The 25,306-nt window shown below is 62.2% G+C and carries 29 protein-coding genes and 2 tRNA genes; 11 read left to right on the top strand and 20 right to left on the bottom strand.

Features of this window, described 5'->3' with window-relative positions; translation table 11 throughout:
- The first annotated feature begins 88 nt into the window (after positions 1-88).
- From B4920_RS08595 to B4920_RS28735, 4 genes are all read left to right on the top strand, one after another.
- Positions 89-763 carry a response regulator transcription factor gene (locus tag B4920_RS08595; RefSeq protein ID WP_079434223.1) on the top strand — a complete coding sequence of 225 codons (675 nt, stop codon included), beginning with the start codon at positions 89-91 and terminating at the stop codon, positions 761-763.
- A complete protein-coding gene (locus B4920_RS08590) occupies positions 750-2,261 on the top strand; it encodes a sensor histidine kinase (protein WP_088179426.1) in 1,512 nt (503 codons plus the stop codon). Before B4920_RS08595 ends, B4920_RS08590 begins: the two co-directional genes overlap by 14 nt.
- A 66-nt stretch (positions 2,262-2,327) precedes the next feature.
- A tRNA-Phe gene (locus B4920_RS08585) sits at positions 2,328-2,403 on the top strand.
- Between the two features lie 129 nt (positions 2,404-2,532).
- Entirely contained in the window at positions 2,533-2,922 is a 390-nt protein-coding gene (locus B4920_RS28735) for a hypothetical protein (protein ID WP_139379461.1), read from the top strand.
- A gap of 191 nt (positions 2,923-3,113) precedes the next feature.
- Here B4920_RS28735 and B4920_RS08575 read toward each other — a convergent pair whose 3' ends face one another.
- From B4920_RS08575 to B4920_RS08490, 16 genes are all read right to left on the bottom strand, one after another.
- Complete coding sequence (locus tag B4920_RS08575; RefSeq protein ID WP_079434220.1) at positions 3,114-3,365, bottom strand: hypothetical protein; 252 nt, start codon at positions 3,363-3,365, stop codon at positions 3,114-3,116.
- 301 nt (positions 3,366-3,666) lie between these two features.
- Positions 3,667-4,125: a hypothetical protein gene (locus B4920_RS08570; RefSeq protein WP_079434219.1), complete on the bottom strand. Its 459-nt coding sequence runs from the start codon at positions 4,123-4,125 to the stop codon at positions 3,667-3,669.
- A 476-nt stretch (positions 4,126-4,601) separates the two neighbouring features.
- Positions 4,602-4,997, bottom strand: a complete 396-nt coding sequence (locus tag B4920_RS08565) for a hypothetical protein (protein ID WP_079434218.1) — start codon at positions 4,995-4,997, stop codon at positions 4,602-4,604.
- 12 nt (positions 4,998-5,009) lie between these two features.
- Positions 5,010-5,447, bottom strand: a complete 438-nt coding sequence (locus B4920_RS08560) for a Bbp16 family capsid cement protein (RefSeq protein WP_079434217.1) — start codon at positions 5,445-5,447, stop codon at positions 5,010-5,012.
- On the bottom strand, positions 5,444-6,145 hold the full coding sequence (locus tag B4920_RS08555; RefSeq protein WP_079434216.1) for a hypothetical protein: 702 nt from the start codon (positions 6,143-6,145) through the stop codon (positions 5,444-5,446). Before B4920_RS08555 ends, B4920_RS08560 begins: the two co-directional genes overlap by 4 nt.
- Positions 6,142-7,017 carry an excisionase family DNA-binding protein gene (locus tag B4920_RS08550; RefSeq protein ID WP_079434215.1) on the bottom strand — a complete coding sequence of 292 codons (876 nt, stop codon included), beginning with the start codon at positions 7,015-7,017 and terminating at the stop codon, positions 6,142-6,144. The genes B4920_RS08555 and B4920_RS08550 overlap by 4 nt, the downstream gene beginning before the upstream one ends.
- Positions 7,018-7,153: 136 nt before the next feature.
- On the bottom strand, positions 7,154-7,381 hold the full coding sequence (locus B4920_RS08545; protein WP_079434429.1) for a helix-turn-helix domain-containing protein: 228 nt from the start codon (positions 7,379-7,381) through the stop codon (positions 7,154-7,156).
- A gap of 165 nt (positions 7,382-7,546) precedes the next feature.
- Positions 7,547-7,774 (bottom strand): hypothetical protein, encoded by a 228-nt coding sequence (locus tag B4920_RS08540; protein ID WP_139379460.1) that lies wholly within the window; start codon positions 7,772-7,774, stop codon positions 7,547-7,549.
- A gap of 177 nt (positions 7,775-7,951) precedes the next feature.
- Entirely contained in the window at positions 7,952-8,383 is a 432-nt protein-coding gene (locus B4920_RS08530; RefSeq protein ID WP_139379459.1) for a DUF5681 domain-containing protein, read from the bottom strand.
- A 111-nt stretch (positions 8,384-8,494) separates the two neighbouring features.
- Positions 8,495-9,880 carry a replicative DNA helicase gene (gene dnaB / locus B4920_RS08525; RefSeq protein WP_079434211.1) on the bottom strand — a complete coding sequence of 462 codons (1,386 nt, stop codon included), beginning with the start codon at positions 9,878-9,880 and terminating at the stop codon, positions 8,495-8,497.
- Positions 9,880-10,827 carry a helix-turn-helix domain-containing protein gene (locus B4920_RS08520; protein ID WP_079434210.1) on the bottom strand — a complete coding sequence of 316 codons (948 nt, stop codon included), beginning with the start codon at positions 10,825-10,827 and terminating at the stop codon, positions 9,880-9,882. Before B4920_RS08520 ends, dnaB begins: the two co-directional genes overlap by 1 nt.
- Before the next feature lie 210 nt (positions 10,828-11,037).
- Positions 11,038-11,358, bottom strand: coding sequence for a helix-turn-helix domain-containing protein (locus B4920_RS08515; RefSeq protein WP_079434209.1), 321 nt, complete (start codon positions 11,356-11,358; stop codon positions 11,038-11,040).
- 270 nt (positions 11,359-11,628) lie between these two features.
- A complete protein-coding gene (locus tag B4920_RS08505; RefSeq protein WP_079434207.1) occupies positions 11,629-12,267 on the bottom strand; it encodes a hypothetical protein in 639 nt (212 codons plus the stop codon).
- Positions 12,268-12,369: 102 nt separating this feature from the next.
- Positions 12,370-12,660: a BrnA antitoxin family protein gene (locus B4920_RS08500; RefSeq protein ID WP_088179423.1), complete on the bottom strand. Its 291-nt coding sequence runs from the start codon at positions 12,658-12,660 to the stop codon at positions 12,370-12,372.
- Positions 12,650-12,949 (bottom strand): BrnT family toxin, encoded by a 300-nt coding sequence (locus B4920_RS08495; RefSeq protein WP_079434205.1) that lies wholly within the window; start codon positions 12,947-12,949, stop codon positions 12,650-12,652. The genes B4920_RS08500 and B4920_RS08495 overlap by 11 nt, the downstream gene beginning before the upstream one ends.
- 56 nt (positions 12,950-13,005) lie before the next feature.
- Positions 13,006-14,322 (bottom strand): integrase arm-type DNA-binding domain-containing protein, encoded by a 1,317-nt coding sequence (locus B4920_RS08490; protein ID WP_079434204.1) that lies wholly within the window; start codon positions 14,320-14,322, stop codon positions 13,006-13,008.
- Positions 14,323-14,442: 120 nt separating this feature from the next.
- On the opposite strand from B4920_RS08490, the gene B4920_RS29370 reads away from it, so the two are divergent.
- The 6 genes from B4920_RS29370 (at position 14,443) to B4920_RS08465 (ending at position 17,198) form a co-directional block, all read left to right on the top strand.
- Positions 14,443-14,542, top strand: a tRNA-Phe gene (locus B4920_RS29370).
- 258 nt (positions 14,543-14,800) lie between these two features.
- A complete protein-coding gene (locus B4920_RS08485) occupies positions 14,801-15,283 on the top strand; it encodes a hypothetical protein (RefSeq protein WP_079434203.1) in 483 nt (160 codons plus the stop codon).
- A complete protein-coding gene (locus B4920_RS08480; protein WP_079434202.1) occupies positions 15,280-16,260 on the top strand; it encodes a site-specific integrase in 981 nt (326 codons plus the stop codon). The genes B4920_RS08485 and B4920_RS08480 overlap by 4 nt, the downstream gene beginning before the upstream one ends.
- On the top strand, positions 16,257-16,667 hold the full coding sequence (locus B4920_RS08475; protein WP_079434201.1) for a hypothetical protein: 411 nt from the start codon (positions 16,257-16,259) through the stop codon (positions 16,665-16,667). The genes B4920_RS08480 and B4920_RS08475 overlap by 4 nt, the downstream gene beginning before the upstream one ends.
- Positions 16,655-16,903 (top strand): type II toxin-antitoxin system Phd/YefM family antitoxin, encoded by a 249-nt coding sequence (locus tag B4920_RS08470; protein WP_079434200.1) that lies wholly within the window; start codon positions 16,655-16,657, stop codon positions 16,901-16,903. Before B4920_RS08475 ends, B4920_RS08470 begins: the two co-directional genes overlap by 13 nt.
- Positions 16,893-17,198 (top strand): type II toxin-antitoxin system RelE/ParE family toxin, encoded by a 306-nt coding sequence (locus B4920_RS08465; RefSeq protein WP_079434199.1) that lies wholly within the window; start codon positions 16,893-16,895, stop codon positions 17,196-17,198. Before B4920_RS08470 ends, B4920_RS08465 begins: the two co-directional genes overlap by 11 nt.
- A 117-nt stretch (positions 17,199-17,315) precedes the next feature.
- On the opposite strand, the gene B4920_RS08460 is transcribed toward B4920_RS08465, so the two are convergent.
- The 3 genes from B4920_RS08460 to B4920_RS28730 form a co-directional block, all read right to left on the bottom strand.
- The gene (locus B4920_RS08460; protein WP_079434198.1) at positions 17,316-18,818 is read right to left on the bottom strand and encodes a Fic family protein; all 1,503 of its coding nucleotides are present in this window, start codon (positions 18,816-18,818) and stop codon (positions 17,316-17,318) included.
- A gap of 254 nt (positions 18,819-19,072) precedes the next feature.
- Entirely contained in the window at positions 19,073-21,052 is a 1,980-nt protein-coding gene (locus tag B4920_RS08455; protein WP_139379458.1) for a hypothetical protein, read from the bottom strand.
- Positions 21,053-21,325: 273 nt separating this feature from the next.
- Positions 21,326-22,453 carry a hypothetical protein gene (locus B4920_RS28730; protein WP_139379457.1) on the bottom strand — a complete coding sequence of 376 codons (1,128 nt, stop codon included), beginning with the start codon at positions 22,451-22,453 and terminating at the stop codon, positions 21,326-21,328.
- A gap of 11 nt (positions 22,454-22,464) precedes the next feature.
- Here B4920_RS28730 and B4920_RS08445 point away from each other — a divergent pair, with 11 nt between their 5' ends.
- On the top strand, positions 22,465-23,595 hold the full coding sequence (locus tag B4920_RS08445) for a hypothetical protein (protein ID WP_079434195.1): 1,131 nt from the start codon (positions 22,465-22,467) through the stop codon (positions 23,593-23,595).
- 250 nt (positions 23,596-23,845) lie between these two features.
- On the opposite strand, the gene B4920_RS08440 is transcribed toward B4920_RS08445, so the two are convergent.
- Positions 23,846-24,784 (bottom strand): replication initiation protein, encoded by a 939-nt coding sequence (locus tag B4920_RS08440; RefSeq protein ID WP_079434194.1) that lies wholly within the window; start codon positions 24,782-24,784, stop codon positions 23,846-23,848.
- Positions 24,785-25,306 lie beyond the last annotated feature (522 nt).

Below are 25,306 nucleotides of genomic sequence, written 5' to 3'. Positions count from 1 at the left end.
CCCAAGACCGAGTAAAAGGAGAACAGCAAGCCGAATATGCAACAGCCTGCTTACTTCAAACTTACACCTCTGCTTCATCGGGAGTGCCATGCGGATTCTGTTGGCTGAAGACGACCTGATCATTGCCGACGGCTTGTGCCGCGCGCTCAAGAAGGCCGGCTACGCGGTGGACCACGTTTCCAATGGCGCCGAAGCTGACACGGCCCTGCTCGGCCAGACCTTCGATCTGCTGATTCTTGATCTGGGGCTGCCCAAACTCTCGGGTATCGAGGTGCTGCGCCGCTTGCGTGCGCGCAAGTCCACGCTGCCCGTGTTGATCCTGACCGCCCAGGACGGTATTGAAGACCGGGTAAGGGGACTGGACGCGGGGGCCGACGATTATCTGACCAAACCGTTCGCGCTGCCGGAGCTGGAAGCCCGGGTACGAGCGCTGACCCGCCGCGGCACTGGCCAGGCCCGCTGCATCGAGTACGCGCGCCTCGTCTATGACCAGGCCGATCGAGTCGTCAAGATCGACGGGCAGGTGGTGGAGTTGTCGGCGCGGGAGGTCGGCCTGCTCGAAGTGCTGCTGCTGCGCGCTGGCCGCCTGGTGAGCAAGGAGCAGCTGGTGGACCACCTGTGCGGCTGGGGTGAGGAGGTGTCGAACAACGCCATCGAGGTGTATGTCCATCGCCTGCGCAAGAAGCTCGAGCAGAGCGGCGTGCAGATTGTTACCGTGCGTGGTCTGGGGTACTGCCTGGAAAAGCCGGATGTGGTCGCCTAAATGGCGCAAGGTGGCGGAGGAGTCCTCTTCCGCTGACGGCAAGGCCTTCAATTCGCTGTTCGGCGAAATCCTCGACTGGATGCTCGCGCCGTTGCTGTTCCTCTGGCCGATCTCGATCATCGTCACCCACAATGTTGCCAACAGCATCGCCAACCAGCCCTACGACCAGGCGCTGGCTGTCAATGTGCGCGCCATCGCCCGGCTCGTCAAACTGGAAAATGGCCAGGCGAAAGTCAATTTCCCTGCTCCGGCGCGCCTGATCCTCCGCGCAGACGAGGATGACACGGTCTATTACCAGGTCACTGGATTCAAGGGCGAACTGCTGGCCGGGGACAAGGAGATTCCCCAGGTCAGTCCACCGGACAACGTCGTGCCGGACCTGGTGATGTACCGTGATGAATCCATCGCCGGGGAGGAGGTCCGGGTTGCCTACCAGTTCCTGCGACCCGTCGACAGCATGCCGAATCGGCTGGTCCTGCTACAGGTTGCTGAAACACGCAACAAGCGCAGCACCCTGGCGTCGCGGGTGGTGACGGGGGTGCTGCTGCCCCAGTTCGCCATCATCCCCATCGCCGTGATCCTGGTGTGGCTCGGGCTGTCCCGCGGCATCGCGCCGCTCAACCAGCTGCAGCGCCTGATCCGTCGCCGCCGTCCGTCCGACCTGTCACCCATCTCCGTGTCCGGTGTGCCGGAGGAAGTGCGTCCGCTGATCGTCGCCTTCAACGAAATGATGGCGCGCCTCGAAGAAAACCTGCAGGCCCAGCAGCGCTTCATCGCCGATGCGGCCCACCAGATGCGCACGCCGCTGACAGGCCTGCGCATGCAGACCGATCTGGCGCTGATGGAAACCGATCCGCAGCAGATCCACCGTTCCTTGCTGCATATTTCCCAGAGCGCGGAGCGGGCCAGCCACCTGATCAACCAGCTCCTCTCGCTGGCCCGTGCCGAGGCCAGCTATGAAAAGATCTACGCCGTCGAGCGGGTGGACCTGGAGGCCTTGTTGCGTAACATGCTCAGCGACTTCGTGCCGCGGGCGCGCCAGAAGAACATCGACTTCGGCCTTGAGACCACCGATGAGCCCCTGGTCATCGACGGCAACCCTGTGCTGCTCGGTGAGTTGCTGAAGAATCTCATCGACAATGCGATCAAATACACGCCGGATGGTGGCTACGTTACGGTGCGCACGATTGCCACCGAGCGGGCCATCGTCGAGGTCGAAGATACCGGCATCGGTGTGCCTGAGTCCGACCGGGAACGGGTTTTCGAGCGTTTTTACCGGGTTCTCGGAAGTGCAGAGAGCGGATCGGGGCTCGGCCTGCCTATCGTGCGTGAAATCGCTGAGCTGCACCGCGCCAAGGTCAGCCTGATCCCCAATCCGTCCGGCAAGGGCACCATCGCCCAGGTGGTTTTTCCACGCAGTCGCTCGGCCTTCGATGAGAATGCCGGAACGCTGTCCGCGTTGCCACGGGCTGCCTCGGAACACTTTCCACCGGGATGATCGAAAATAGGTACAGAAAGTACTTGACGAGTGAAAGGCGGGTTCCTATAATGCGCTCTCTTTCGGGGCCAGTTAGCTCAGTTGGTAGAGCAGCGGATTGAAAATCCGCGTGTCCGTGGTTCGATTCCGCGACTGGCCACCAAGTAATTCAAGCACTTACGCCAATCCTTCGGGGTTGGCGTTTTGCTTTGTAGGCTCTGTGTAGCCACCATGTAGCCAGATTCGGGCAATCCGAATCAACGCGGAGAGCAGGGGCGGCCCCAAGGATTTCATGGATCCCACGCCCTTGGATGCCGCCACGCCCGATATCCCTGCGCCCGGTTTTCGCTGTAACCATCGACGTAACCTTCCCTGTAACCATCGCAAGCAATTCACCGTCACTGAGCGACTGGCAATTGCGCAGCGGATTGTGGAGCGGATGAGCGGGCGGAACGGGGTCAGGCACGACACCGCGGCAGCTAAGGAAAAATTTCCTGAGGTAACAGGCCAAACCCGGGACATCGCCGCCGCCAAGGCCGGACTTGGCTCCGGGAAAACACTTGAGGCCGCACAGAAGGTTGTTGAGCATGGCACGCCCGAGCTGGTCGAGGCGATGGATTCCGGCAAGGTCGGCATCCATGCAGCGGCCACAGACTGTCGATCAGCGTGGAAATACCCGTGATCTCCCCGCCGCTAAAGACCCCGGAAGCTGCGCGGAAGGTCGCCGAGCACGACCCTCCGGTGGTGGTAGGTGTGTGCCCGTGGATACCGCCGATCCAGTGCGTACTTCGCTGCGTACCATCTTCATGCGTACCGGCCAGCCAAAAATCCAAACCCGCCACTCGGGCGGGTCGGTTGGGGTGTCCTCAAAACTCAGGAGAAGCGGGTGCCCCCAAATTTGGGGCGGTCGGCGGGGAGTATCCAGTTTTGGAGGCTCTCCGTTTCTGCCGCCAACCGGTCGATGGCGTCGTGCGCAACCTCCAGAAAGCAACTGGCCTGCTGGAGAGCATCAATCGTTCGGGCTCCTTGCCGGACAGCGAACAGATTGCCGTCGCCGGATTTGAAAAACTCGTGAAATGCGGTGATGTGCTTCGGCGCGGCTGCTCCTGCGTGGGTGATGTTCATGGTGGATCTCCTGAACTAGCGGTCAGCTTCTCCGCTCCCCAGCCGCCAAGCTGGGGGGCGAAACCGTGCAGGTTGGCGGACCGGGTTCAGGGCCGGCAGGGTTTCCCCTCCCGCACGGCCCGCCCATAGGCGACACCATGCTGCGGACGCAAAAAAACCGCTCTAAGGCGGTCGTCCGCCTGAACACTCGGGCCGCCAAGCCCGGTCGCCGTTGTTTGCGACGACTTTTTCAGCATGCTCTCACCTATACCCAGGTGTCAAGGGGTAAAACAACGTTTCCAGGGCACATTCGTTGTCGCGCCTAGGGTCCGCGCAGCCAGTCGCTCAACCCTGTTATTGCCCATAAAAGACAAAGGATCGCGGCCATGGCGGTCACCAAAAAGAAGAGCGACGGGGCCCACGAGTAACCGTCTAAGTCCCGAATCAAGGAGTCGACTGAGACAGCGACGAGGAATGGAAAGCAAAGCAAGGCTATCCGCTTATCACGCGCATCAGCCCGATTAATCAACGCCATCCACCTGACGCGCGAAAGGACCGTAACCAACGCGCTACCCACAACCACCAACGCAACGGTTGAAACGACATGCCAGCCATCGCGGGCGGCGAGGATGAAGAACACCAAGACTCCATTCGAAAGCAAATCAAACAACCCAACCTTAAAGTCTTCATCCCTTGCGCTTCGATAAATGAGCGCGCCTGCATTGAAGACAGCGAGCGCCACAATCACGCCTCCCCACAAGACGCTATCGTCGCTGGTCATAAGCCGGACCCCTTTCTCAAGACGACCTTTGCATACAGTGAAGCACATAAGCCGTGATGCTCAGCCTTACACGCCTTCCCCCGTCACAGTCGGCAAGATTGTCACGCCCACCCTTCTCCAATGCAGTGAAGCGAATCACACAGGCGCCGGAGCTATAACGACGCGCCTCAGCTCATTCAACGCCCAACAGCCCGCTCAAGATCCGGCCCGCGCTCCGGCATTCCCTGCAATTGATCGGTGGAGTCAATGTACCGAAATGCCGATGCGAGCACATACCGCAGCCTACTTGCTTAGGTTGCGTTCCACTGCATCATAGATAACCGCCGCGGCTGTGGTGACGGGATTCAGGAAACTGAGAACCCGCGCGCTCTCTTTGACGCCTGTGGCTATTCCTGAGCGTGGCATCGGCGTAGGCGTCCGGCGCGGTGTCGAAAGCAGAGGCGAAGCCCTCTCGAGCGGGCTGGACCGGTCAGCCTTCATAGTCCAGTAGGCGTTGAGGAACCTAGGGTTGCCGTGATTTCATCCACAACGCCCTTGAACCTTTCCGCGTACTCGTCCGGCAGAGCCTTCTTCGACGAGCGCTCGAGCGCGGCGATGCCCTTCTGCGCCAGCACGCCCTCGGACGAGTCATAAATCAGCGTGTTCAACTTCTCGCGGGCCAGATTTCGGGCATCGATGCGGCGCAGCTGGTTTGCTTCCTCGGCCATTTCGGCGGCGATGCGCGCCGCGGCGCCGCCGGCCTCCTCGAGGGCGCCGCCCATTTGCTGGGCCTGCTGCGGGGCGAAGTTGCGGGCCTGCGCGGCGCCGAAGCGCTCGCCGGGGAAGCCGGTGGCCGCTACCTGCGGCCCGTCGAATCGGGGAACAGTGGGCATGGAAACCTCCTATCAGGCCACAGTAAAACCGCTCGGGCGGTTGATGTTTCGCTGCACGCCGATGCTCACGAACGCGTCGAACTTGCCGGCGGTCAGTGTCCCGTTCGCGACTCGATAGGCCACCTGGGTGAAGCGGCGCAGCCGGGTGGGAAACGGGATCTGCAGGAGCACCGCGCCGGCAATGACGCTGGCGACCGGAAACACGGCGCCGCCGATCACATCGGCGAAATTCACCCCGTCCGCCGAGTCCTGCAGGACGGCCCGCACCGTCGCCGAGCCGCCCGAGGCGGTCGTGTTGCAGATGACGCTGAGAAACACGTCATCCGCCCCGAGACCGATGTCCGAGGCCAGCGCGCTACCGGTGTCGAAACTGTTGGTCGAGGCGGTATCACCAGAAAGCAGGACCGCCTGAGCCTTGGAGTAGATCAAATTCACGTCACGAATCGTCATTTCAGCTTTCCTTGAATGCGTGCCTGCCGGGCCAAGCGGGCCACCATCAGCACAGTGTCAGGGTGGTCGCCCAACCCCTTGGCGTCTAGGATCTTGGCGCGGCGGGGGTCTTGGGCGATGAACGCGCGAGCGTCCCGGAATGCCTGGGCCGCGCCGTTGCCGTAGGTCTCGTTCAGGCGGGTTACAGCCTGCTCCCGCCAGGCTATGCGGTCGGCGTCGCTCGGTGCCTCGGGGATCTGCCGGGCGATGGACTGCAGGGCGCGAACGTCATCGTTCGACATGGCCACATCGGCGGCCATCTCCCGCAGTTCCGAGATGGCCGCACGCTGTACGGGCTCGGGGATGGCCTGGGCGGCCTCATCTCCGGACCACAGATCATCCGGCAGCACCGAGGCGTAAGTACCCTGCGGCGAGTACATCTGACGGGCGCCGTCAGCCTCTCGCATTGCCCGGATGCTCTCGGGCACCTCTACGGCGGGCAGCTCCTCGGTCTCGCCGTAGAGGGCCTGCTGCGCGTCGGCCGGCTTCGCCTCCATCGCCGGGGCGGGGGCGGCTTCCGGGGTTGCCTGCTGCGGTTCCGGGGGCGCGTCGTAGAGCTGGGAGGCGGCCGAAGCGGCGGGCTGCGGCGTGGCCGGCGCTTGCTCCGCCGGGGCGGGACCGCCATAGAGCCGGGCGGCCATGGATGCGAAGTCGGTCATTGCAGCAGCCCTCGCTGCTTGGCAATTTCACGGACGCGGGCCTGCAGCATGCCAGCGGAGCTTTCCGATGCCGCCGCCACCATCTCCGGCTGGCCGGCATGCTGGCGCAGATAGTTGAAGGTCATCGTGTGATGGATGTTCATCCCGCGGCAGGCGTCATCAACCTCCGCCGCAATGGCATTGCTGGCTACATCCACCATTGACGAGGCACCGCCGGAGTATTCCGACATGCGACGCTGATCGGCAACGGTGAGTTTGAAGAACCCGCGCGCCTCGTCAGCAACGGCGCGCCCCGCTTCCATCCAGCCCTGCAGGGCCGTTTTCAGATCAGCCAGCACGGTATCGACACGCTCGGCGGCCTCCTGCCGCTCGGCCATGAGGACATCGAGGGCATTCATGTGTCCGATGGCCTGAGCCCGAGCCGCTGCCGTGGCTTCGGCGTCGTCGGCTTCTCGGGCGGCAACTCGTGCCTTGCGCAGCATGTCGAGATCGGCCTCGATCACCGCAACCTCCTTCGCTGCCTCGCGGGCTGCTTTCAGTGCCTCGGGCTTGCTCGGCGCGCGGGCCAGTTCGACGCCGGCCGCGTGGTTGGCGCGGTTGGCGTCGGTCAGTGCGCGTTCGGTCAAGGCGATTTCATGCTCAAGGCTCTCGAGCTTCGCGGAAGGACTTGCGGGAACAGTCATCGGGATGTTCTCCAGGGGGTCGGTGCTGTGGGCGGACCTCCAGGCTTTGAAATCGGCCGCATCAATGCGGATGGCGCCGGAGGGGAGGCGAAGGGCAGGAACTTCGTTGCGGCCGACCATGCGGGCCATGGTCGAGCGATGGACGCCGATCTGCTCGGCGGCTTCGGAAAGGGTCAGGTACTTGGGCATGAGAGGTGCTCCGTTTGCGACACCCGCACAGTACGGCGCGCCAAATGCGGCACGCGCACCCCTTGCATGGCACAGATATTGCCGCCACCACTGCAGCCTGCTTGCCAGAAAAAACCCGGCGCATGGCCGGGCCTCGTCATCGCTCCACCGTCGAATATCTGGCCGTGGTCTGGCATCGCCGGTCGCCGCGGCAGATGTGGGCAACGGTGGATTTCGGCATTTCGCAGGCCTTGGCGATCTGTTGGTAGGTCATCCCCTGGTCACGCAGTACGAGCACCGCAGCAACCTCGCCGTTGCTGTACTTCGCCTGCGGGTGCGTCTCACCGATCCGATGCCCCTGATCATTCACTTCCACGGTCCGCATGTTGGTCCTCCACTTTGAAGAAATCCGGATGCCACAGCCGAGCATGTGCAATAGCTCCATCGATGGCGCAGCGGCGTTCCAGCGAATCCGGCGCACCCACCTGGGATGCGTCAATCAGCGCACGGCGGACGGCCTCTGGGAGCCGCCCCGTCAGCCTCGGCGGGGTCATTGCTGTGCCCCCTCGAGCTGGCGGCGATATGCCCGGATAAGGCGATCCCGGAGCTTGGAAGGCTTCATTGCCTCCAGGCGGGCGAGGCGCTCGACGGGTGTTGTTTCAAGAACGAGCCCCTCTTGCCGCGCACTACGCAGGCGCTCGGCAAGCGAAGCCGTACCGGTGTCGTCGCGCTCCACGATGCGCTGCACCCGTTTCAACAGATTTTCAGTCTGACTCATGGTGGTCCGTCCTCCGGGGAATCCCAGTGATAACAAGCAGGTCGTTGTCTCCCAACTCGGAAAGCGGCGTACCTCCGCGGATAAGAAGCTCGCCGTTCTCCTCGGTCGCCACAAATACCCGCCGCGGGCGTTCGGTAGTTCTGGCTTTCAGCCTCGTCATTCGATTGATCAGGTTTGTCATTTCTTGGCCTCCAAAGCGCTGATGCGCAGTTCAAGCTCCTGGGTTTCGATGGCCTTCCGGCGGTTCTCGACAATCCCCGAGAGCGTCGCCGCTTCACCCGGGGTCAGATCGCCAGTGGCAACGGCCTGGAGGATGGCGGCCTGTGCCTCAGCCACTCCTGCCGTGCTTTCCGTGCTGGGCAGTCCAGGCAGCTCCACGGCACGCTCGCGGACGTTCGGGACCAACTTGTCCAGCACCAGACGTGCCGCGGTGAGGTCGCCTGATTGCGCTGCATCGACGACGGCTTGAGCGATGTCATGGGCACCGGACTCCATGAGCGCCAGAACGGCCATCGTTGCTTTGTTCCGGCTGCCGGGTTTTTTGCCGGCTGGGTTACCGCTTTGCCCAGGCTTCCATGCTGAGCGGGGCGTGGTTCGTTTCTCGGTCATTGCCTGTTTTTCTCCTGCTAATTCAGACTGGTATGGCTTTGGATGCCCCTGCGGCTTGAATACAGCCCGCCGGCTGCGTTCGCAGGGGTGTGGTGGTGGGGGTGTCGCGCCTCACCCCTCAAACCCCTTTCTGCGGCCTGTTTTCTCGCTTTCGCCCGCGACCATTCCCGGGTGTGGGCCGCAGAAGTCGGTGAAGCGCATCCGCGGGCCGTCGAGGGCAAGCAGGCATTCCCCGGTCGGGCCGTTGCGGTTCTTGCGGATCAGCAGCTGGGCGAGGCCGGCCCACTCGGGCGCCGTGCTGTGCATGTCTTCGCGGTGGAGCATGGCCACGATGTCCGCGTCCTGCTCAATCTCGCCGGAGTCGCGCAGATCAGCCAGGGTGGGCCTCTTGTCGGGGCGCGCCTCGCTGGCCCGGTTGAGCTGGGCAAGGGCGATCACCGGAACCTGCAGCTCCTTCGCCAACGCCTTCAGCCCGCGGGAAATGCTGCCGACCTCCTGCGCCCGGTTGTCGCCGGTGCCGCGCATCAAGCCGAGGTAGTCGATCACCAGTAGCCCCAGGCCGTGGGTGCGCTGGATGCGGCGGGCCTTGGCGCGGACATAGGCCACCGTGACGGCCGGAGTGTCATCGATGAACATCTTCCAGGCCGCCGATGCGGCGGTGGCGTTCTCCATCTCATCCCAGTCGCGAGGATCACTCGTGCCGGAGCGCATGGCCTGAACTGTGACGCCAGAGCGCGCCGCCAGGATGCGCGATGCAATCTCGCGGCGGGTCATCTCCAGCGTGAAGAAGGCCGCCGTCTCACCTGCTGCCGCCACATGCGCAGCGATGTTGCAGCCGGCGACGGTCTTGCCCACGCTGGGGCGGGCGGCGACGATGACAAGCTGCCCCGGCTCAAGGCCACCAGTCATCTCGTCGAAACGCCGGAAGCCGGTAGCGAGTCCCGCCAGCGCACCGCCACGTTCGCGGCGGGCGTCCACATCGGCGAGCACATCGCACAAGGCGTCCTGCAGACGAACGGGGTCGCTGTCCGTCCGGTCCAGTAGGGTCAGCATCCCGGCCTCGGCGTCGGCCGCGATCTCTGCGGGGCTCCGCCCGGCAGGGTTGGCACAGGCTGCCAGCACGTCAGCGCCGATCTGCTGCAGCCCGCGCAGGGTCGCCCGCTGCCGGATGGTCTCGGCGTACTGGCGGGCGTTGCTGGCGACAAAGCCGCTGTCGGCCAGTTCGGCGAGGTACGCGAAGCCGCCGGCCTGTTCGCCTTCGTTGCGCGCCTCCAGAGTGCTCCAGACCGTCAGCAGATCCACGGCACGGCCGGCATCGTGCAGGGCCTTGGCCGCGGAGAAGATCAGCCGGTGGTCGGCGCGATAGAGGTCGCTGGCGCGGGCAACGCCCTCGATGCGGTCGAGCACCCGGGCGCCGTCGCAGAGGATCGCGCCGAGCAGGCCCTGTTCCGCTTCGAGGGAGTGGGGCGGCAGGTTGCGCAGGTCGGGGGCGTTCATCAGATGGCCCCCCGAAAGAGCGCGTCCTGTGAAGCGGCCCCCGTCGATGTTCTGCCTGCGCTGGGTTCTGTCGTCCTGTGGTACGTGTTCTCCAGCGTTTTGGCGAAGCCGGAAGGCGACGTGAGGAAGTCGATTCCTGCAACGAAGGATGGCCGGCCGTTGGTTCCCGGAACCTGGCCCGTCAGAAAGTCGGAGTCCGCGCAGATCTCGAAGAACTGCTTCCAGGCTGCGAGGCCCTCCTCGCGGGTGACGTAGCCGAACGGCTTGCAGGTCAGCGCGGCCGCTTCTTGCCATCGTGCCTTGATCGCGGCCTTTCGAGACTTGCCGATGATCTTGCACCGTGGATTGTTCGGCATGGCTTCGTGATACAGATCGACAATCGCCTGGTAGGGGCAAGGGTCGGCAGCTTTGCTGCTGACAGGGGGCTTATCCCCCCCCTGACGGTTCTTTGACGGTTCACTGACGGTTTGGGTCGCATGGGTGCGGCCCCTCTCTGCGCATCCATGCGACCCCTCTGCCGCATCGGTGCGACCCGTCGCGTGAGCGCTACCCGTCGCATGGGTGCGGCCCCTCTCTGCCCTCATTTGCTGCAGGTTGATCAGGTATCGACGTGTCGAGCCAGGTCGGCCGCCGTTCTCGTTGCCTTCGACGGAAACGAAGCCGGCGCCGATCAGGTTGTGCACCACGCGTTGAGCCTGCGAGCGTGACAAGCGAGTCTTGTCGGCAATGGCGGACATGGAGGGGTAGCAGCGCCCTTGATCGTCGCTCCAATCCGCCAGCGCCAAGAGCGTCAGCAGTTCGGACCCGCCGCCGGGGTAGCCGTCCCACACGAGGGTCATGACACGAATCGACATCGCGTCACCTCCCTCGAAACGGATCGCCGAATGGTCCTCGGCGCTGAAAGGTGGCGGCGCGACAGTCAGCCATGACTTGCGCGAGGGCTTCATGCGTCAGGTCGTGCAAGAAGGCAAAGCAGCGGCCGTTCCGCCCCCAGCAAATCGCGGGTGCCTCAAGGCGCCAGGTGAAGCTGTACCAACCCCGGATCGCGTGAATATCAACCGGGGAGTGGAATTGAATCCGCAGCTCCGGATTTGGCGGGTAGTCGCTTTGATAGCCGTCGAAGTGCTCCGGGGCGTGGATCTGGTTGCGGTGCCGGATCATGCTGCCCCCCCTTTCAGAAATCCAGGGGCCGGCCAGGACGGTACGCCCAGGCTGTACAAGGCGACGTTGCGGCGGATGCGCCCGCGAAACTCCACGGCCGGCAGGATCTTCGTTTGCACGTGGAAGCCCATGGCGCGCAGGTCATGCACGCGGGCGGCGGCCTCGTGGATGGCAAGCTCCGCAGTCAGGCGGAAGGAGAGCACGGTGCCCTCGGTGCGCAGCAGCTCGAGCACCTCGGCGCATTGCCCAGTGACGGCCGGCGGCTTAGGATTACGGTCTGTAGAGTCTTTGGGGCTGCCCTTTTTCTTGTCGGTCATGACGCCCCCCTTACTGCGCAACCTGTACAGCAGGGAAGGCAAGCCGACCGTTTGCGAGCTTGAGGGGACGGACGCCAAAGTACGACCCCGTCCGACAGAGGCGGACGCGGACGCTCTGGGCCTTTACTTGGTTTAGGCGGGCGAATTCATCGCAAGACAGCGGGAATTCAGACTGTTTGGCGGGTGTATTCGTGTTCATGGCATCACCGTTTATTTGTGTTTCGGTGATGCACACTTTATTTATCGGCTAACTTCGACCTTGACCAACAACTAACCAAGACTCTTACGCTCTCTTACCTGCGCGGCGAGAACAATATCCGGCGGACCCTCTCCACGGTCATTCACTAGTGCGAACGGAAACTCAGTCCCAGGAGGGAACAGAGCCTTCATGCCTTGGACAACCTCGGCAATCTCCCTCCCCCTCTTCACCGCTTTGGGCATTGCACCAAGGCTTACACCAATCTCGTCCGATGCAGCCTCACGAGAAAATGCGGACGAGATACCTGCCGCGTTACGCTTTCTAGACTTCTTCGCCCGCTCATTGGCCTCATACGCAAGAACCGGATATACCTTAACTTGACGCCCAGGCTTCCTTTGGAGGGCTGTTCGTATGTCTTCTACAATCTCTGCCAAGGCAGCCTCGGGGGTGGGAGGCACGCCAAGGGCTGGTCGAATCTGAAAGCACAACCCCGGATTCCAAATAGCAATCGCGCCGCCCCACCGCACGACAAATCGCTCGAAGAACGGCCGACCTTTTTCTACGTAGCCTCCGGACCGAACTGCCATAGAACAAAGAAATTCAACCTGATCAGCCGGCAGCTCGCCCCTTAGGCTCGGCTGCTCCTGCAACTGCTCCAAAAACCACTGGCCGACCATTTTGACCGCGACTGATCTAACCTGCACCCTCATAACCCGATTCCTTCTATAAAGCGGATCAACGAAATGCCGCGCCAGCCGGGCAAGGGAACCCGGTTTTCCTGACGTCGGAGTAGGCGCGGCGGTGGTGCTCGGTCAGGCGGCCGAATGCTCTTTCAGCCACTCACGCAGCGCATCATTCATCCGGGTTTGCCACCCGGCGCCGCCGGCACGGAAGGCTGCAAGAACATCGCGGTCAATCCGGATGGCTACCTGCTCCTTCGAGCCAGTTCCGGCAGGCCGGCCACGGCCCCGGCGAGCCGCTTCAATGCCGGCGCGCAGTTCCTCATCCGTCGCTGGGCGGTCATCCTCGTCCTTGCCGTCCCAGACGTAATCATGGTCGTGCGGCAAGGCACGCACGGCGGACAGCACCTGCTTACGGTTCATCGCATTCGTTTTCGAGCCAGGCATCGTACACCTCACGTTCTGGACCGCTTGCGCGGCGAAAGCTGATAACTCGCGTGGTTTGGTCACGCTCGACATGAACCACCGTCAAAACGGCTAAGAAGCCCATCGCATAGGACAACGATTGAACCCGACGCTCACCGCCGCGCGTTACTGGAATGTCCAGTCGAAAACGCGATTCCAGCACCTCACCCGCATCGGCAAAATCCAATCCATGCTTGGCAAGGTTGCCTTGGCGCTTTGCTTCGTCCCATGTGTAGGGTGGTTTCATGGATTTACTGTAGATGCGTTATTTCGACGGGTCAAGAATATTTGTAGATGCAGTAATTAGGCTTCAACAACCCGCAGCCCTGCCGCCTGCCCCTCGCCTGGTTGCTCGATGCCGGCCTGCTCCAGAATCCACGCCTCGATTTTGTTGTGATGCACGCGCAACAGGTCGAGCGGGCGGCGGATGTAGTTCTGCTCCCGGACACCCTGCGGCGCGTGTCCTTGAATCTGGGCGCTGATGCCACCGGGTATGTCCAGCCACTCGCACAGGCTGGCAAAGGACCGGCGCAGGCCGTGCAGGGTCAATTCCAGGCCCGCAGCGGCGCAGGCGTCACGGTGGGCAATGCTCGGCTCTTCGATATGGCCCGAGTCGCTGGTGGGGCTCGAAAACACGTACTCGTTGCGGCGGGGCAGGGCTCCAATCAAGTGCTGTACGTAGGGCGTCAAAGGCACCTGTCGGCGGTCCTCGATTTTGTCTTTTAGGCTCATGCCCTTCCATTGGAAGTTCACATCCTCCCACTTCAATTCGGCCATTTCTTCACGTCTCGCACCGGTCAGCAGAAGGCATTGCAGATAGGCGGAGATGACCGGGTTTTGAATCTGGCGAACGTGCGAGAACCATGCTGGCAACTGCTCGCGTTGGAGGTAATCGTTCTTGGGCTTGGCTTTGCCGGCAGTCTCGCGCACCTTCTTCGAGCTGGCGGCGGTGGGGTCTGACAAGTCTTTGAGGGTCGCATCGGTCGCCGCCCAGCGCAGGAAGGCTTTCAGGAGGCGCAGCGCCAGACGAACGCGGGCGGGGCGCTCCAATGCTTCCTTGGCGGCCCACTGTTCCACACGCTCGGTGGTCAGGTCCGCCAGCCGCAGCGGCATCAGCTCGGCCAGCGGTCCGGGCTTGGTCTTGACGCCGGGGCGGCGCTGACGGGCTTCTCCACCTTCCTGCGCCAGCTTGAGGTGGTCGGTGTAGTTGCGCTCGCCCCAGTGTGGCTGGCGTTCCTCCAAGTAGCTGGCCCACGCCTCGCCAACGGTCAATGCTTGGCGCTGCTCCTCTTTCTGCTCGGCCTCCAGCGCGGCCTTCTTGGCTTCGATGGCGGCCAGCTTGTCGGCCTTCTCCTGGCGCGGGTCGATGCCCTGGTCAATCAGCGTTTGGAGACGGCGGGCTTCGGCGCGTGCGTCGTCAAGGCTCCAGGCGCGGACGTCGCCGATGGTGGCGCGTACGGTCTGTCGGTTGAGCTTGGCCTCGAAGATGAACGACTTCGCGCCAGCGGTCGCACGTACTGCAAGGCGCGGTGCTTCGGTGTCCCAGAGGAAGGATTGTTTCGCGTCGGTAGCGCAGGTGAAGCGGCGGATGCGGTCAGGCGTGAGGCGTTCGCGTTGCATGGTGGCGGGCTCCAAGTTGGTTACACAGACGGTCCGTGTAGCCACTGTGTAGCCAGATTCTAGCAACATCCATCAACACCCATCAACGTGGGAGAATGCTTGATTATTTATTTTTCAATGGGTTGAGTGTTTTTGCACATCCCCATTAACGCCGAAAAATGCCGTTTTTCGCGGATTGAAAATCCGCGTGTCCGTGGTTCGATTCCGCGACTGGCCACCAGAATTATCAAGCACTTAGCCCAGCCCATAAAGCTGGGCTAAGTGCTTTTTGTGCCTCGTTCTGACGTTTTTCTGTCAAACGGGCCGGTGGCCGATGGCGTTTGCATGCGCTCCAGTGCGCACTTGCAGCGCATGTCGACGGTTCATCCCCACCGTGTGCACCTATACGCAACTCCAACCTTCGTGGAGTTGCTCATGTATCTGTTCATAGCCCTTTTCATGACCCCTTCCGAGGCACTTGCCTCGAAAGGCGGACGCCATGGCTAAGCCTTTCCAGGAAGGCGCCGGCTGGGCCTTCCGGATACGGATCCGGGGCGAAGCCCTGTACCGATCCGGTTTCAAGAGCAAGACCGAGGCTGCGCGTGCGATGGATGCGCTCAAGGCCGAGCGCTGTGCTGCGCCCGCCCAGTCCGGACGCGGCGCGCATCGCACCAGCGTGGGTGTGGCGTTCTCGGATTATGCGAGGGAGCGCCTGCCGTACCTCAAGGGTGCCAGTCAGGACGTTCGGCGCATCAATCGCTACCTGCGGGCACTCAGGCTGCCCGTCGTCGAGCTCACCCCGGTGACGCTTGTGAAGGAGGGTAGGCGTGTCTATTGGGATGTCACCTTCGTTGAAGAGCCCGTACGGGTCATCCCGGCATCGCTCACCGCGCACCGGCATCGCTCACCGCGCACCGGCATCGCCTGGGCAAGGAGAGCGCGCAGAGCGATCGGGCCCGCAAACAGCTGGCCGGCACGATGATGGCCGATGTGACGACGCATCACGTCCAGGCTCTCATCAACGCCTTGCGTGCAGAGGGGAAGAAGTCGGCGACCATTCACCTCGAGCGTTCCGAGCTGCGCCGGTTGTTCAAGCACGCCAGCGCCGTGTGGAAATGGCGACGGCTGGGGGGGAATCCTGCCGGTGCCGAACTTGATATGCCTGCAGTCGAGGCGGGGCGCGACCGCGTCGTCACAAACGAAGAGTGGCAGAAGGTCTCCGTGCACCTGGCGGCCTATCCCAACCCTTACGCGGCACCGCTCGCCTGTTTGATGCTCGAGACCGCCATGCGCTCGTGCGAACCGCTGGTGCACCTGCGCTGGGGCGACATCGACTGGCGGCAGCGTGTGCTCACGCTGCAGGATGCGAAAGCCGGCGGTCGTAAGGTGCCTCTGGGGCCGGGTGCCCTGCACGTCCTGTCGCAACTGAAGAAGTATGCGCCCACGCCTCCGCTGCCCGACGACAAGGTGTTTCCGACGACCTACGAGGCGGTCAAGAAAGCATGGGCGGTGTCCTGCAGAAAGGCGGGTTTGACGGACGTCGGGCTGCATGACTTGCGGCACACCTCGGCGACCCGCTTTGCGCTTGAGTTCGAGGGCAATCTGCCGGTGCTGATGGTCATAACCGGGCACAAGACGGCCCAGATGGCGATGCGGTACGTGAACATCCAGGCGACGCAGGTCGCGACGATGATGCACAAGGAGCCATTGCCCGTGGCGCACACGGCGGCCGGCTACGAAATGGGTGTGACGGCAGCAATGGACGCGGCGCTCGAGGCGCGAGCACACGCCTCGCTTGAAACACCCAAGGGGACTCGCGGTCTGGAGCCGGAAGCGCCTGTCGGCGCTGAGGGCTTGGGAGGCGCCCGTGTGGCGGAGATCACTTCGGCACCCAGGCCGGCGGCTGGCGCTCGCTCGGGCACCATCATCCCGGTCGACTTCCGCAGGAGGGCCGCATGATGGCAGGCGGTTCGCATGTGCCTTCGGTCGAGCTGAAGACGGTCGAGTTCATCCTGGGCGCCTCGAAAGCGTTCGCATCCCGTGCGGTGCATCTGCGTCACCACGGTTTTCGGGTGTCGCTCGAGTACGAGCCCGAGTTGAAGGTGCCAGGCGTTGGCACCTTCAAGGACGTGTTGGTGGTTACGGACGTCTACGTCCCGCCGCGCTATCGCCGGTGCGGCTGGTTCCGGGCCTACCTCAAGCTGTGTGGTTTGCTCTGTGGCGAGGCGCTGATCGTCGATGAGGTGTACGGGCCGGTGCGTGATGCGCTCATCGGATACGGCTTTGTGGCCGTGCCCGGCGACGCAGTGATGCTGCGCAAGCACTCCCTTTTGAACGCATCCTGGAGGCCGAGATGGCACACCTGATTCTGGCGGAAACTACCGCGACCGTTTCCGAACTGAAGCGGAACCCCATGGGTACTGTTGCAGCGGGGGAGGGCATGCCCGTTGCAATTCTGAATCGCAGCGCGCCGGTGTTCTACTGCGTTCCCGCAAAGGCCTACGCGGCGCTGATGGAGCGCCTCAAGGATCTGGAGCTCAATGTCCTTGCCGACACCCGCGCGGGCAAGCGCGTCATCCGGGGGGCGCTCGATGAACTATAAGCTTGGCTTCATCGATGAGGCCCTGGCCGAGTGGCGAGAACTCGACGACAGCGTCCGGGCGCGGTTCAAGACGCTGCTGGCCGAGCGTCTGAAAAAGCCGCCCGAGCCGGCAGCCAAGCTCAAGGGGCATCCGGATCGCTATGAAATAGCGCTCCGCAGGGGTGGGCACCGACTGGTCTATGAGGTGCGGGGCCAGCAACTGGTTGTGGTCATCGTGGACGGCAAGCGGGATCGCAATGCGGTGTTCAAGGCGGGGGCGGACGCAGCCCAACGGAACGCTGACGTAAGGCTCTAGCGCAGGAAAAAAGAGAAGCCCGGGAGAGCCTATGCCTTCCCGGGCTTCTTCCATGACTGGCTGCGCAAGCGAACCCGTCAGTCTGCCCCTCGGCCAAGAAGGCGCTCGACCATCGATTCATGCGGTCCTTGCGCGGGGCTCTGGAAACACCAACCGGAAGTTTCGTAAGTCCGTCTCGAAGGCATTGCTCCGCTTTAACGCTTCGTAGAGCAGGTGTCGTGGTTGGGTGTAGTCGAACGCTGCCGTCCAGTCATGGAGGCGGAGCATCGCGCGGAGGTAAGGCGTGGCGTCTGCGTGGCCCGACAGGCGCTTCAGCGGTAGCAGGTAATCCTCGCGAGAAACCGTCGGTACGATAATGCGGGACCGGCCTGCAGCGCTCAGGACACAGTTCATGGCCAAGCGCGCCGTTCTCCCATTCCCGTCCAGGAAGGGATGAACCTCGGAGACGACGAACATGGTCATCAGGGCACGGGCGAGCGGGTCTTCCAACGCCTGAATCCGCTCGAACCCCTCCCGCAGCGTGCCCTGCACGAGCTCAGGGGCCACGAATGGCGTTGCTCCGGCCTGGTTGTTGTGGCTTTTCCACTCTCCTGGGTGCTTGTCCGGTCGGGACTGCATGACCAGCGCATTGACACTCTTGAGCCAGTGCAGGAAATCGTCCGCCGTGTTCGCGGGCTGATCGCGCCATGGCTGATGCATCGCGCTCTGGAAGGTCCCCAGAAGGTCGTGGGCGTCTGCCAGCCGGTTCGGGATGAGGCGGCCTTCGAATACGATCTCTTCGGCTTCGCTGACCAGAAACGTGGTGCCTTCGATGTAGTTCGAGAAGTAGGCTTCGAAGAAGGCGAAGTTCTCGCGCGCGATGCCAGCTTCCGCCGTGGCGGCCACTTCCGGCAAGGCCTCCGAGCGCAGTCGGCTGAACAGCGTGTCGAACAGGGCGAGGCGGTCCTGGTCATGGGAGCGGCCGGCGGCACGTGCCAGCACCTGCTTGCCATATCGTTTCTTGCTCTCGTCGGTTCTAAGCAGGGCGCCCATGATTGCGTCCAGTCGCTTGAACTCTTTTTCCCGACCCAGGGTGTCAGCCAGCATGCGACAGGCATCCCGGAGTTGATTGAACCGATCCTCCCCGCGGATCGAGAGCATCTTGTCGAGCTCCGCCTCGAGCACGTCCTGGGGAAGCACGCGCTCGCTCACACCACGGCCCGTCGCCAAGTTTTCCAGCAACCAGCGAGGTTGGCTGGCGAGGAAGAGGCGCTTGTAGGGCGTATCGCCTTCCACCGCGCCTTGTCCTGGAATGATCTTGATGGCGAGGCCGGGCAGCTCCAGGGTTCGCGGTCGATTGCCACGCGTCACGTAAAGGCGCCCCTCAACCGGCTTCGCGTCATACCCGCTCCGATAGCTGAGGACGCCGCCGGGCAAAAGGTGGCTCGCAATCTTCGCCCAGTGGCGCAGCACGATCGTTTCCGGGGGGCTGGTCAGATTGCTGGTGTAGATCCCCTGGTACAGCTTCCGCAGTTGCCCCCCGGCGAGAAGCCGAAGAACCTGACGGTCCGCCGTGGGGTTGCCTTTACCGGTGAGCAGGATCTCTGGCAGCGAGATGTCGGTTTTCTGCTTGATTGCCACGTGAGAGCCCTGATGATGTGTCTGTATTTTGTATTGTTAGATAGATTTTTGTCTGAAAATTGTTCGATTCTAGCGCGCGGGATGTCGGGTTCGTGCGGAATGCAGTCTGGAGGACTCAGTCGTGTTCTCCAGGCTGCATTTCGTGGCGAGTTGTGAGTCTCGGCTGCGCGCGCCCATCGCCACCGAGCACGTAGGGTCACCCCATAACGCGGGCTACGCAGTGCTGCTGCGTTCAGGCGCAGGACTGGACAGGCTCATTTCAGTGAGTCGAGATAAGCCTCGTAACGTGAGAACGAGTCGTCTCGGCGTAGATGGGCGTAGTTCTCCAGCACGGTCGTCAAGTTGTCGTTCAGCAGTTCGGCCACCGTGAGGAAGTCTCCGGGGTGTTTGCGAAGCCAGTCCGTGGCGACGAGGTGGCGCATGGCATGCGGACCGAAGCCAGGCGAGCCAGGAATGTAGCGTCGCGTCAGATGCCGCACCGTTTTGCTCAGTCCCTCCCACATTTCGCCGTCCTCGTCACCGACCAGCAGGTAAGTGCTGGCCTTACCTGCCAGCAAAGTCTCCCGGTACTCCTCGATGTACTCGTCCATCATGGGTTTGACCCAGTCCGCAACTTTGACCGAATATCCCCGGGACTGCTTGCTGTTGCCGGTCTTCAGGTGCACCGGCTGCAGTTGGATACGCCAACCTTCTGTCGGACTTCCGCGGACCGTGCCGTGGCCGTTTGGCATCCAGGTGAGTGAGGCAAGGGTTCGCACCCGCATCGGGTTGGACAGCAAGAGTGCAAGGACAAGGGCGTTTCGCTTATGTCTGGCTTCGCTGATGCTTCCGGGGGGAGAGTTGGCGGCATCCGTGTCGATGCGAACGATCGCGTCCCGAATCGGCTTGAGTGGATTAGGCGAGTTTAGAAGGTGCGCAATGGGTTCTTCGGGGTTGCGACTGACACTGGTTGCACTGCGAATGTAGTCGCGCAGGAATTTATGGCTCTTCGCACACATTTCCTGCCAGGCATCGTCACTTACGGGCCGAAATCCCTCTGGTAATCGTACCCGGTAGGCGGCGGCCTGCTGCCACAAGAACCCGGTCTGGGGGCGGAGCAGGCTGGAGACTGCGCGGGCGAAGACCTTCTGCCCGTTGTGTCGAATCCCGTTTGACTGGCTAGTCATCCACTGCATGAAGCATTCGAGCGCCTGAGGGTGGGCGCACCAGGCCAGGGTTTGCGGCGGGGGTTCATACCAGGCGATACCTCCCTTCTCTGGCGGCAAGTTGGTCAGTACCCCGAGAAAGGTCCGCATGCGCTCAATGAAGATGTTGGCGGTGGGACAAACCATCGTTCCGCGTTGGGCCAAGGGGCTGAGGGTCGAAGAAACGCCCCTCGGGATGAGGCGCCAATGGCCGCGCGCTTGACGCTCGAGGGTGGGGAAATCACTGATCTTGTAGTCGAAGAGGGCACGCCATTCCTGCAGAAAGGAGGCACCTAAGGCGGATTCGGGAAGCGGCAGGTTGTGCTGTGTTCGCTCTGCCATCCGCAGGCGATAAGCAGGTATCGCTACCGCTGCCGCCTTCTCATCCGCAGGTTTCTCGATAAGGCTCACGAGGGCGTCGCGGGCAAGGCCGAGCCTTACTTCGAGGCGTCGCAACGCGGGCAGCGTATCGGCGCGCGGCGTGGCGCCTCTCAGCCAGCGCCACAGGGTGGTTGGGTCTACCCCCGTCTGCTTTGCCAAGGTCTTGGGCGGCACCCCCGTTTCGGCGATAAGCAGCCGGAGCCTAGCACCCAGGCCGCACTGCTTGCCGGGCGGCGGTGTGTGGCGAGCGGTCAGCGAGGCCTGATAAAGCTTCTGAATTGCTTGGAGGTGCAGCCTGCGATCGCGACATGTCCGAGGCGCCACGGTGATGCTCTCGAGATAGTCCCGGACCTTGGCGTCGAAGTTTCCGGCCAGTTCCGTGCCGACGTTCGACTCGATGGTTTTTCCGCAGAACGCCAGGTAGCCATTCAAGGTGCTCAGGTAATTGCGGTACTGCTGGACTGCCGAGGCAGTCGGGCTGTCGTCGATCGAGAAGTTCTGCTTCAGTTTGTTGATGAGGTCGAGGTAAGGAAATGCCATGAGGAGCTCTGGTGGGTTGGAGCCCGCAAACACGCTGCTGAACTGTGTGACCTCGATGACGTTATCGCCAGTAACGACGGAATAACGCGTGTTTTCCAAGTTGCTGAATCCAATGTAATTTCCTTTCATTTTTCACCCCTCTGCGTGACAGGCAGGAGGGCTGAGTAGCGTTATCGCGGGCCAGGGTTGTAAGGGCGTATAGCGCGCGATGGGGGGATGAGCCTGCTACGAGCCAAGAAAATTTGGCGGAGACTGGCTGTCCGGGCAAGCCAGTCTCCGCCGCGGTTGTCGAGTACGCGCCGTACCGATGGCGTGGCGGAGCCAGGAGTATGGGAACTGGGGCCGCTAGCAGGCGCTCCAACACGGCCCAGATCGGTGAGTGTGCTGTAGTCGCTTTGGTGTTCAGCGGCAGTTCGGTATCTCGCTGTCACGCGCCTGAAGCTCTGTCAGGAACTGATCAAGTCGTTCGTAGCAGTGTTCGCCCCGCAGCAGGCGAGATTCCGCGATGCCGAAGTACACGCAATTGAGTCCAGCCGCTCGAGCGAACTCCGACAACGCTGCGTCGTACTCACTGGTGCGAGAAGCAGGGCCCAGACCGCCAAAGGTCACAAGACAAGATCGGTCACCGTGGGGGTGATGGCGCAGGAAGGCGATTGCCCGGTTGAGGTGGAAAATCTTGGGCTCGGGGTAAGCACGAGACAGCACCGCTAGGCGCTTCACAGGATCTTTGGGGATGAGTCCGAATGCAGGGTGGAACATCATTTCCACCGGCCCCACGTCACCTTCACCAGCGACGATTCTGAGTTGGGCGTTAGCGTCGTTTCTCAAGTGGCGCTGGCTTTCAGCGAGCTTTGTACGCTGCAGTGCATCGGCTTCTCGAACCTCCTCCTGAAGCCTACGCCGCAACTGCGCTTCACTCACATGAAACACCCATTCCCTGATGCTCATATCGGTGCGAAGCGCGAGATCCAGTGTCGTTAGATTCCAGCCCCCATTGCGGTACATCTGTGACAGATCGAACTCAAGCGTGGACACCCTGTAGCATTGAAGTTGGGCGCGCTTTGAATCATCTACCGCGTGCGCGACCTTGACTTCGCACCAAATCTGCTCGTCCTTACCATGCAGCACTACATCAGGCCGGATGTTCACATTCGACCAAAGTGACCGCTCGCCAGGGTCGTCAGGCAGTTCTGAACGACCAACGGATAGGACCCGACCTGGCAATGCAGCTTGTCGCCCGCCTTCCTTAACGAGCAACGCGGGAAGTTCAATCGACCGCCAGCCTGCAATGATCTGCCTGGCAGCTCGGTGCAACGTGCTCTCACGCCCTCCCTCGCAAGTCGGATGCGTTCGACCGGCAACGTGATGAGCAAAGTGGTGGCGGTTTTTCCGCCCTTTCCGCGCCAGCAGCTCAGCGCCGCAGTTCGGACACACACACCCGCACGCCAGTCCTCGCTCTACCATCCTGATATCGACTATGCGGCCTGTCTTGTGAGATAGGGCAAAATCAAGACCTTCGTCATTTTTCATTGGAATGCTCCATGAGTGCCAAAGACGCACCCATGCTCGACGCCGAACCCCAACAAAACGAGGGAGGACCGCGGGAAGAGTTTGGAAAGGATGCGGAAGCTGATGAATCGAAATCGATTTTCGATCACGCCATGCTCCTCTCCCGCGCGGCCGAAGTAGGAGCAGAAGCCGCTGCGAGCAGCCGCGAGAGCGGCTGGAAGGGGGACTGGCTCGTGCTGCTGCAGGCGTTATGTGGCCTTACGGCGAGACGGGCCGCAGATGGAGACCCCACGCCGCTCTTCACCGCTGAGCGGATCCGCGAGGAAATTGCGGCGATCGTTGGTGCTCCGGAAGCACAGTGGTGGTCGGAGGATTCTGATTCAGCGCGGAAGAAGTTTTCAAACGCATGGAAGGCGTTGGAGAACGATCTCAGCCGCTTGGACGGGCACCTTCTTGGCCGGGCAATCAAGAGTAGGGTAGCGGGGCAGGTCGTACTCAGAGCTCCGGCCCGCTTGGGCACGACAAACGCGATGGGCTACGGTCTCACAATCCGACCGATTGAGCTTCCCGCGACAAGGGCGGCTGTGTCTCAACCCGTACTAACCGCTCAGACCAGCCGATCGGATAACTCACCGTTGGAGATCATTTACCAGGAGGAAATGGAGGTCTATCCCATCCCTGGCCTCAAGTGTCCACTGAAGCTTTCGCTGCCAGGCTGGCGGGCCGTGATTGTTCTGATGCCGATCGTTGGCTCACTCGCCGTAGGTGGGCTTATTGCTTGGTTCCTGCTGGTGCTGTGGATGTCAAACGAGGCGCCCCGAGCCCTCTTCCAATGGACGGTTCTTGCTGGCTTCGTCGCAGGGATGGTGGCATGGGCTTGCCACCCCTTCTACGTGCTGATCAATGATCGAATCGTCCGCGCTCCGACGATACTCGAAGCCACACTCCCTCTGGGCCATGTCCTCGTACTTCGCCGTGAGGGTGAAGATAGATTGCTCCGTATGGTGCGCTTCACCGCTCGGTGTCCAATCTGCGACGGAGAGGTCACGATCGAGAAGGGGCGGCGCCAGCATCGCGGTAGGCTCGTTGGTGAATGCAGTCGTAATCCGGTCGAACATACGTACTCGTTCGATTTCATCACCTGCAAGGGGCGACAGCTGTGAGTGGTGGGAGGCCTGTTCCTCTGCGAGGCCCCTATCGTTGCTGAGCATTACCTTGCGCGACGCGGCTAGATTCATGCAGGGGGCGAAGTGCGCACGACCAACCTGCTCCCGGCTCGAACCGCGGCCTCTGCCCTATGGGCCAGTAAGGAGCCGGTGTGGCTTGAACACCTGAATGAAGATGAGCGCACCGAACTCATTGAAGGCAGTCTGCGCGACCCGCCTTCTAGCTCTGGTACTCGGTATGCCGGCGCTACGCCTTCATCCCCGGTTCCCCGCTGTTATCTGATATGGCATCAGTGCAACCGTCTGGAAGCAGCAGTCCCGCCTTCTTGCGGTAGTAATAGGTGCGGCGAGAGATACCGAGCTGCTCCCACGGCTTCGCTTTCTCAACCGAATCGGCGTCGGCTTCGCTCCAGCGCTTCTGGGCCCGTGCGCGCTGTATCTCGCTGAAGGCGTGTTGAGTAAAGACCCGCCAAGTCCATTTTGCGACGGACTTCGTCAAGGTCCGAACTTCGGGGAAAGAAAGAGGCGTAGGGAAGCGGCTGTTGATGCCTTCAGCCTCGTGCAGTAGCGCCCGGAACCAGAGGTTCTGGGTCGCATTGGCGCTCTTGTATATGAGTACCATGCGGTAGGCCCAGCTGCGGAGGGTGTCGAAGAGCGTGACGTTGCGGCCGAGTCCGGCGTTCTCCTCGATTGCGCGTGAGGGCTTTGCAAGCGACACCCACTCAGCGAGTTCGTCGAGCGAATAGGCGTGGCCGTGAATAAACCAGGTTTGCCAGCGCTCATGCAGGGGATTCTTGCAGATCAGGCCGGTGTAGCCGGGGTCGGCCCGCAGCTTGAGGCGGTATGCGTTTTCGATGGCTGCAGCATAGCGCAAAGGCTTTTCGTGGCACCCAGGGCTGGTGATGATCGGCACTTCGAGCAGGTAGCCGCAATGCGCGTGGGAGTTCTCTGGATTGACGGCAATCCAGTTGGGTGGGGGTAGGTTGACGCGCTCCCAGGTCAGTGCGGCAAGGGGCGCATCAATGTCGAACAGGAGCCAGTGGCGAAGCGCCGCGGGGTTGAGCTGCAGGTGGCTCTTTGTGGTGGCCACATCCGGGCCGCGGATGATGAGGCCTTGGCTAGGATTGTCGGTGCAGTAGGGGCGGCGGGGAAGTCTTGGAAGAATCAGGTCGGTCAGGGTAGTCACGGGCCATCTCGGATGGCCCCTGTTGCGTCATGTAGCTATAGCCTCAGGTCTTGCTCTCGTTCTCTGTCCTCATCGCAAAGGGGAGCGTTGAAGGGGATGATGCCGTGTATAGCGTTTACGGTCTCATGCGCTTCGGCACCGACTGAACCGGATGGAGCTCGCGGCCCTTTGGCACGGGCTTGGTTCAGATCTGCTGAGTGTTCGAACGATGCTGAACAGCGAGTTCAGCAGAATGCTCGCTAGAAAGGATGTTCGCCTGTCATGCATTCGGCTCACGCCGGGCATCAGCGGGCTATCACGTTTTCGATCTAGCCGGTGTTCGAGAGGCAGTTCCGCTCTGGCGGCGCCATCCTCGCAACGTCAGCAACTCGGCCAAAGCAGCGTAAGCCCCCGGCGATCCCATCTTCCCCCGACCTCTTAGCTCGCTAACCATAGTGTCCACTACGGTTAAGGGTTGTCCGATGCCTGCCCCTACGCGCACACGTTGAGGGCCTGACGCCTCCGGCCGGGCAGGCGGCGGAC

The organism is Zoogloea sp. LCSB751 (assembly GCF_002028455.1).
GTDB lineage: Bacteria > Pseudomonadota > Gammaproteobacteria > Burkholderiales > Rhodocyclaceae > Zoogloea.
The sequence above is the reverse complement of the archived record's forward strand: the minus strand, read 5'-3'. Positions and strand labels throughout refer to the sequence as shown.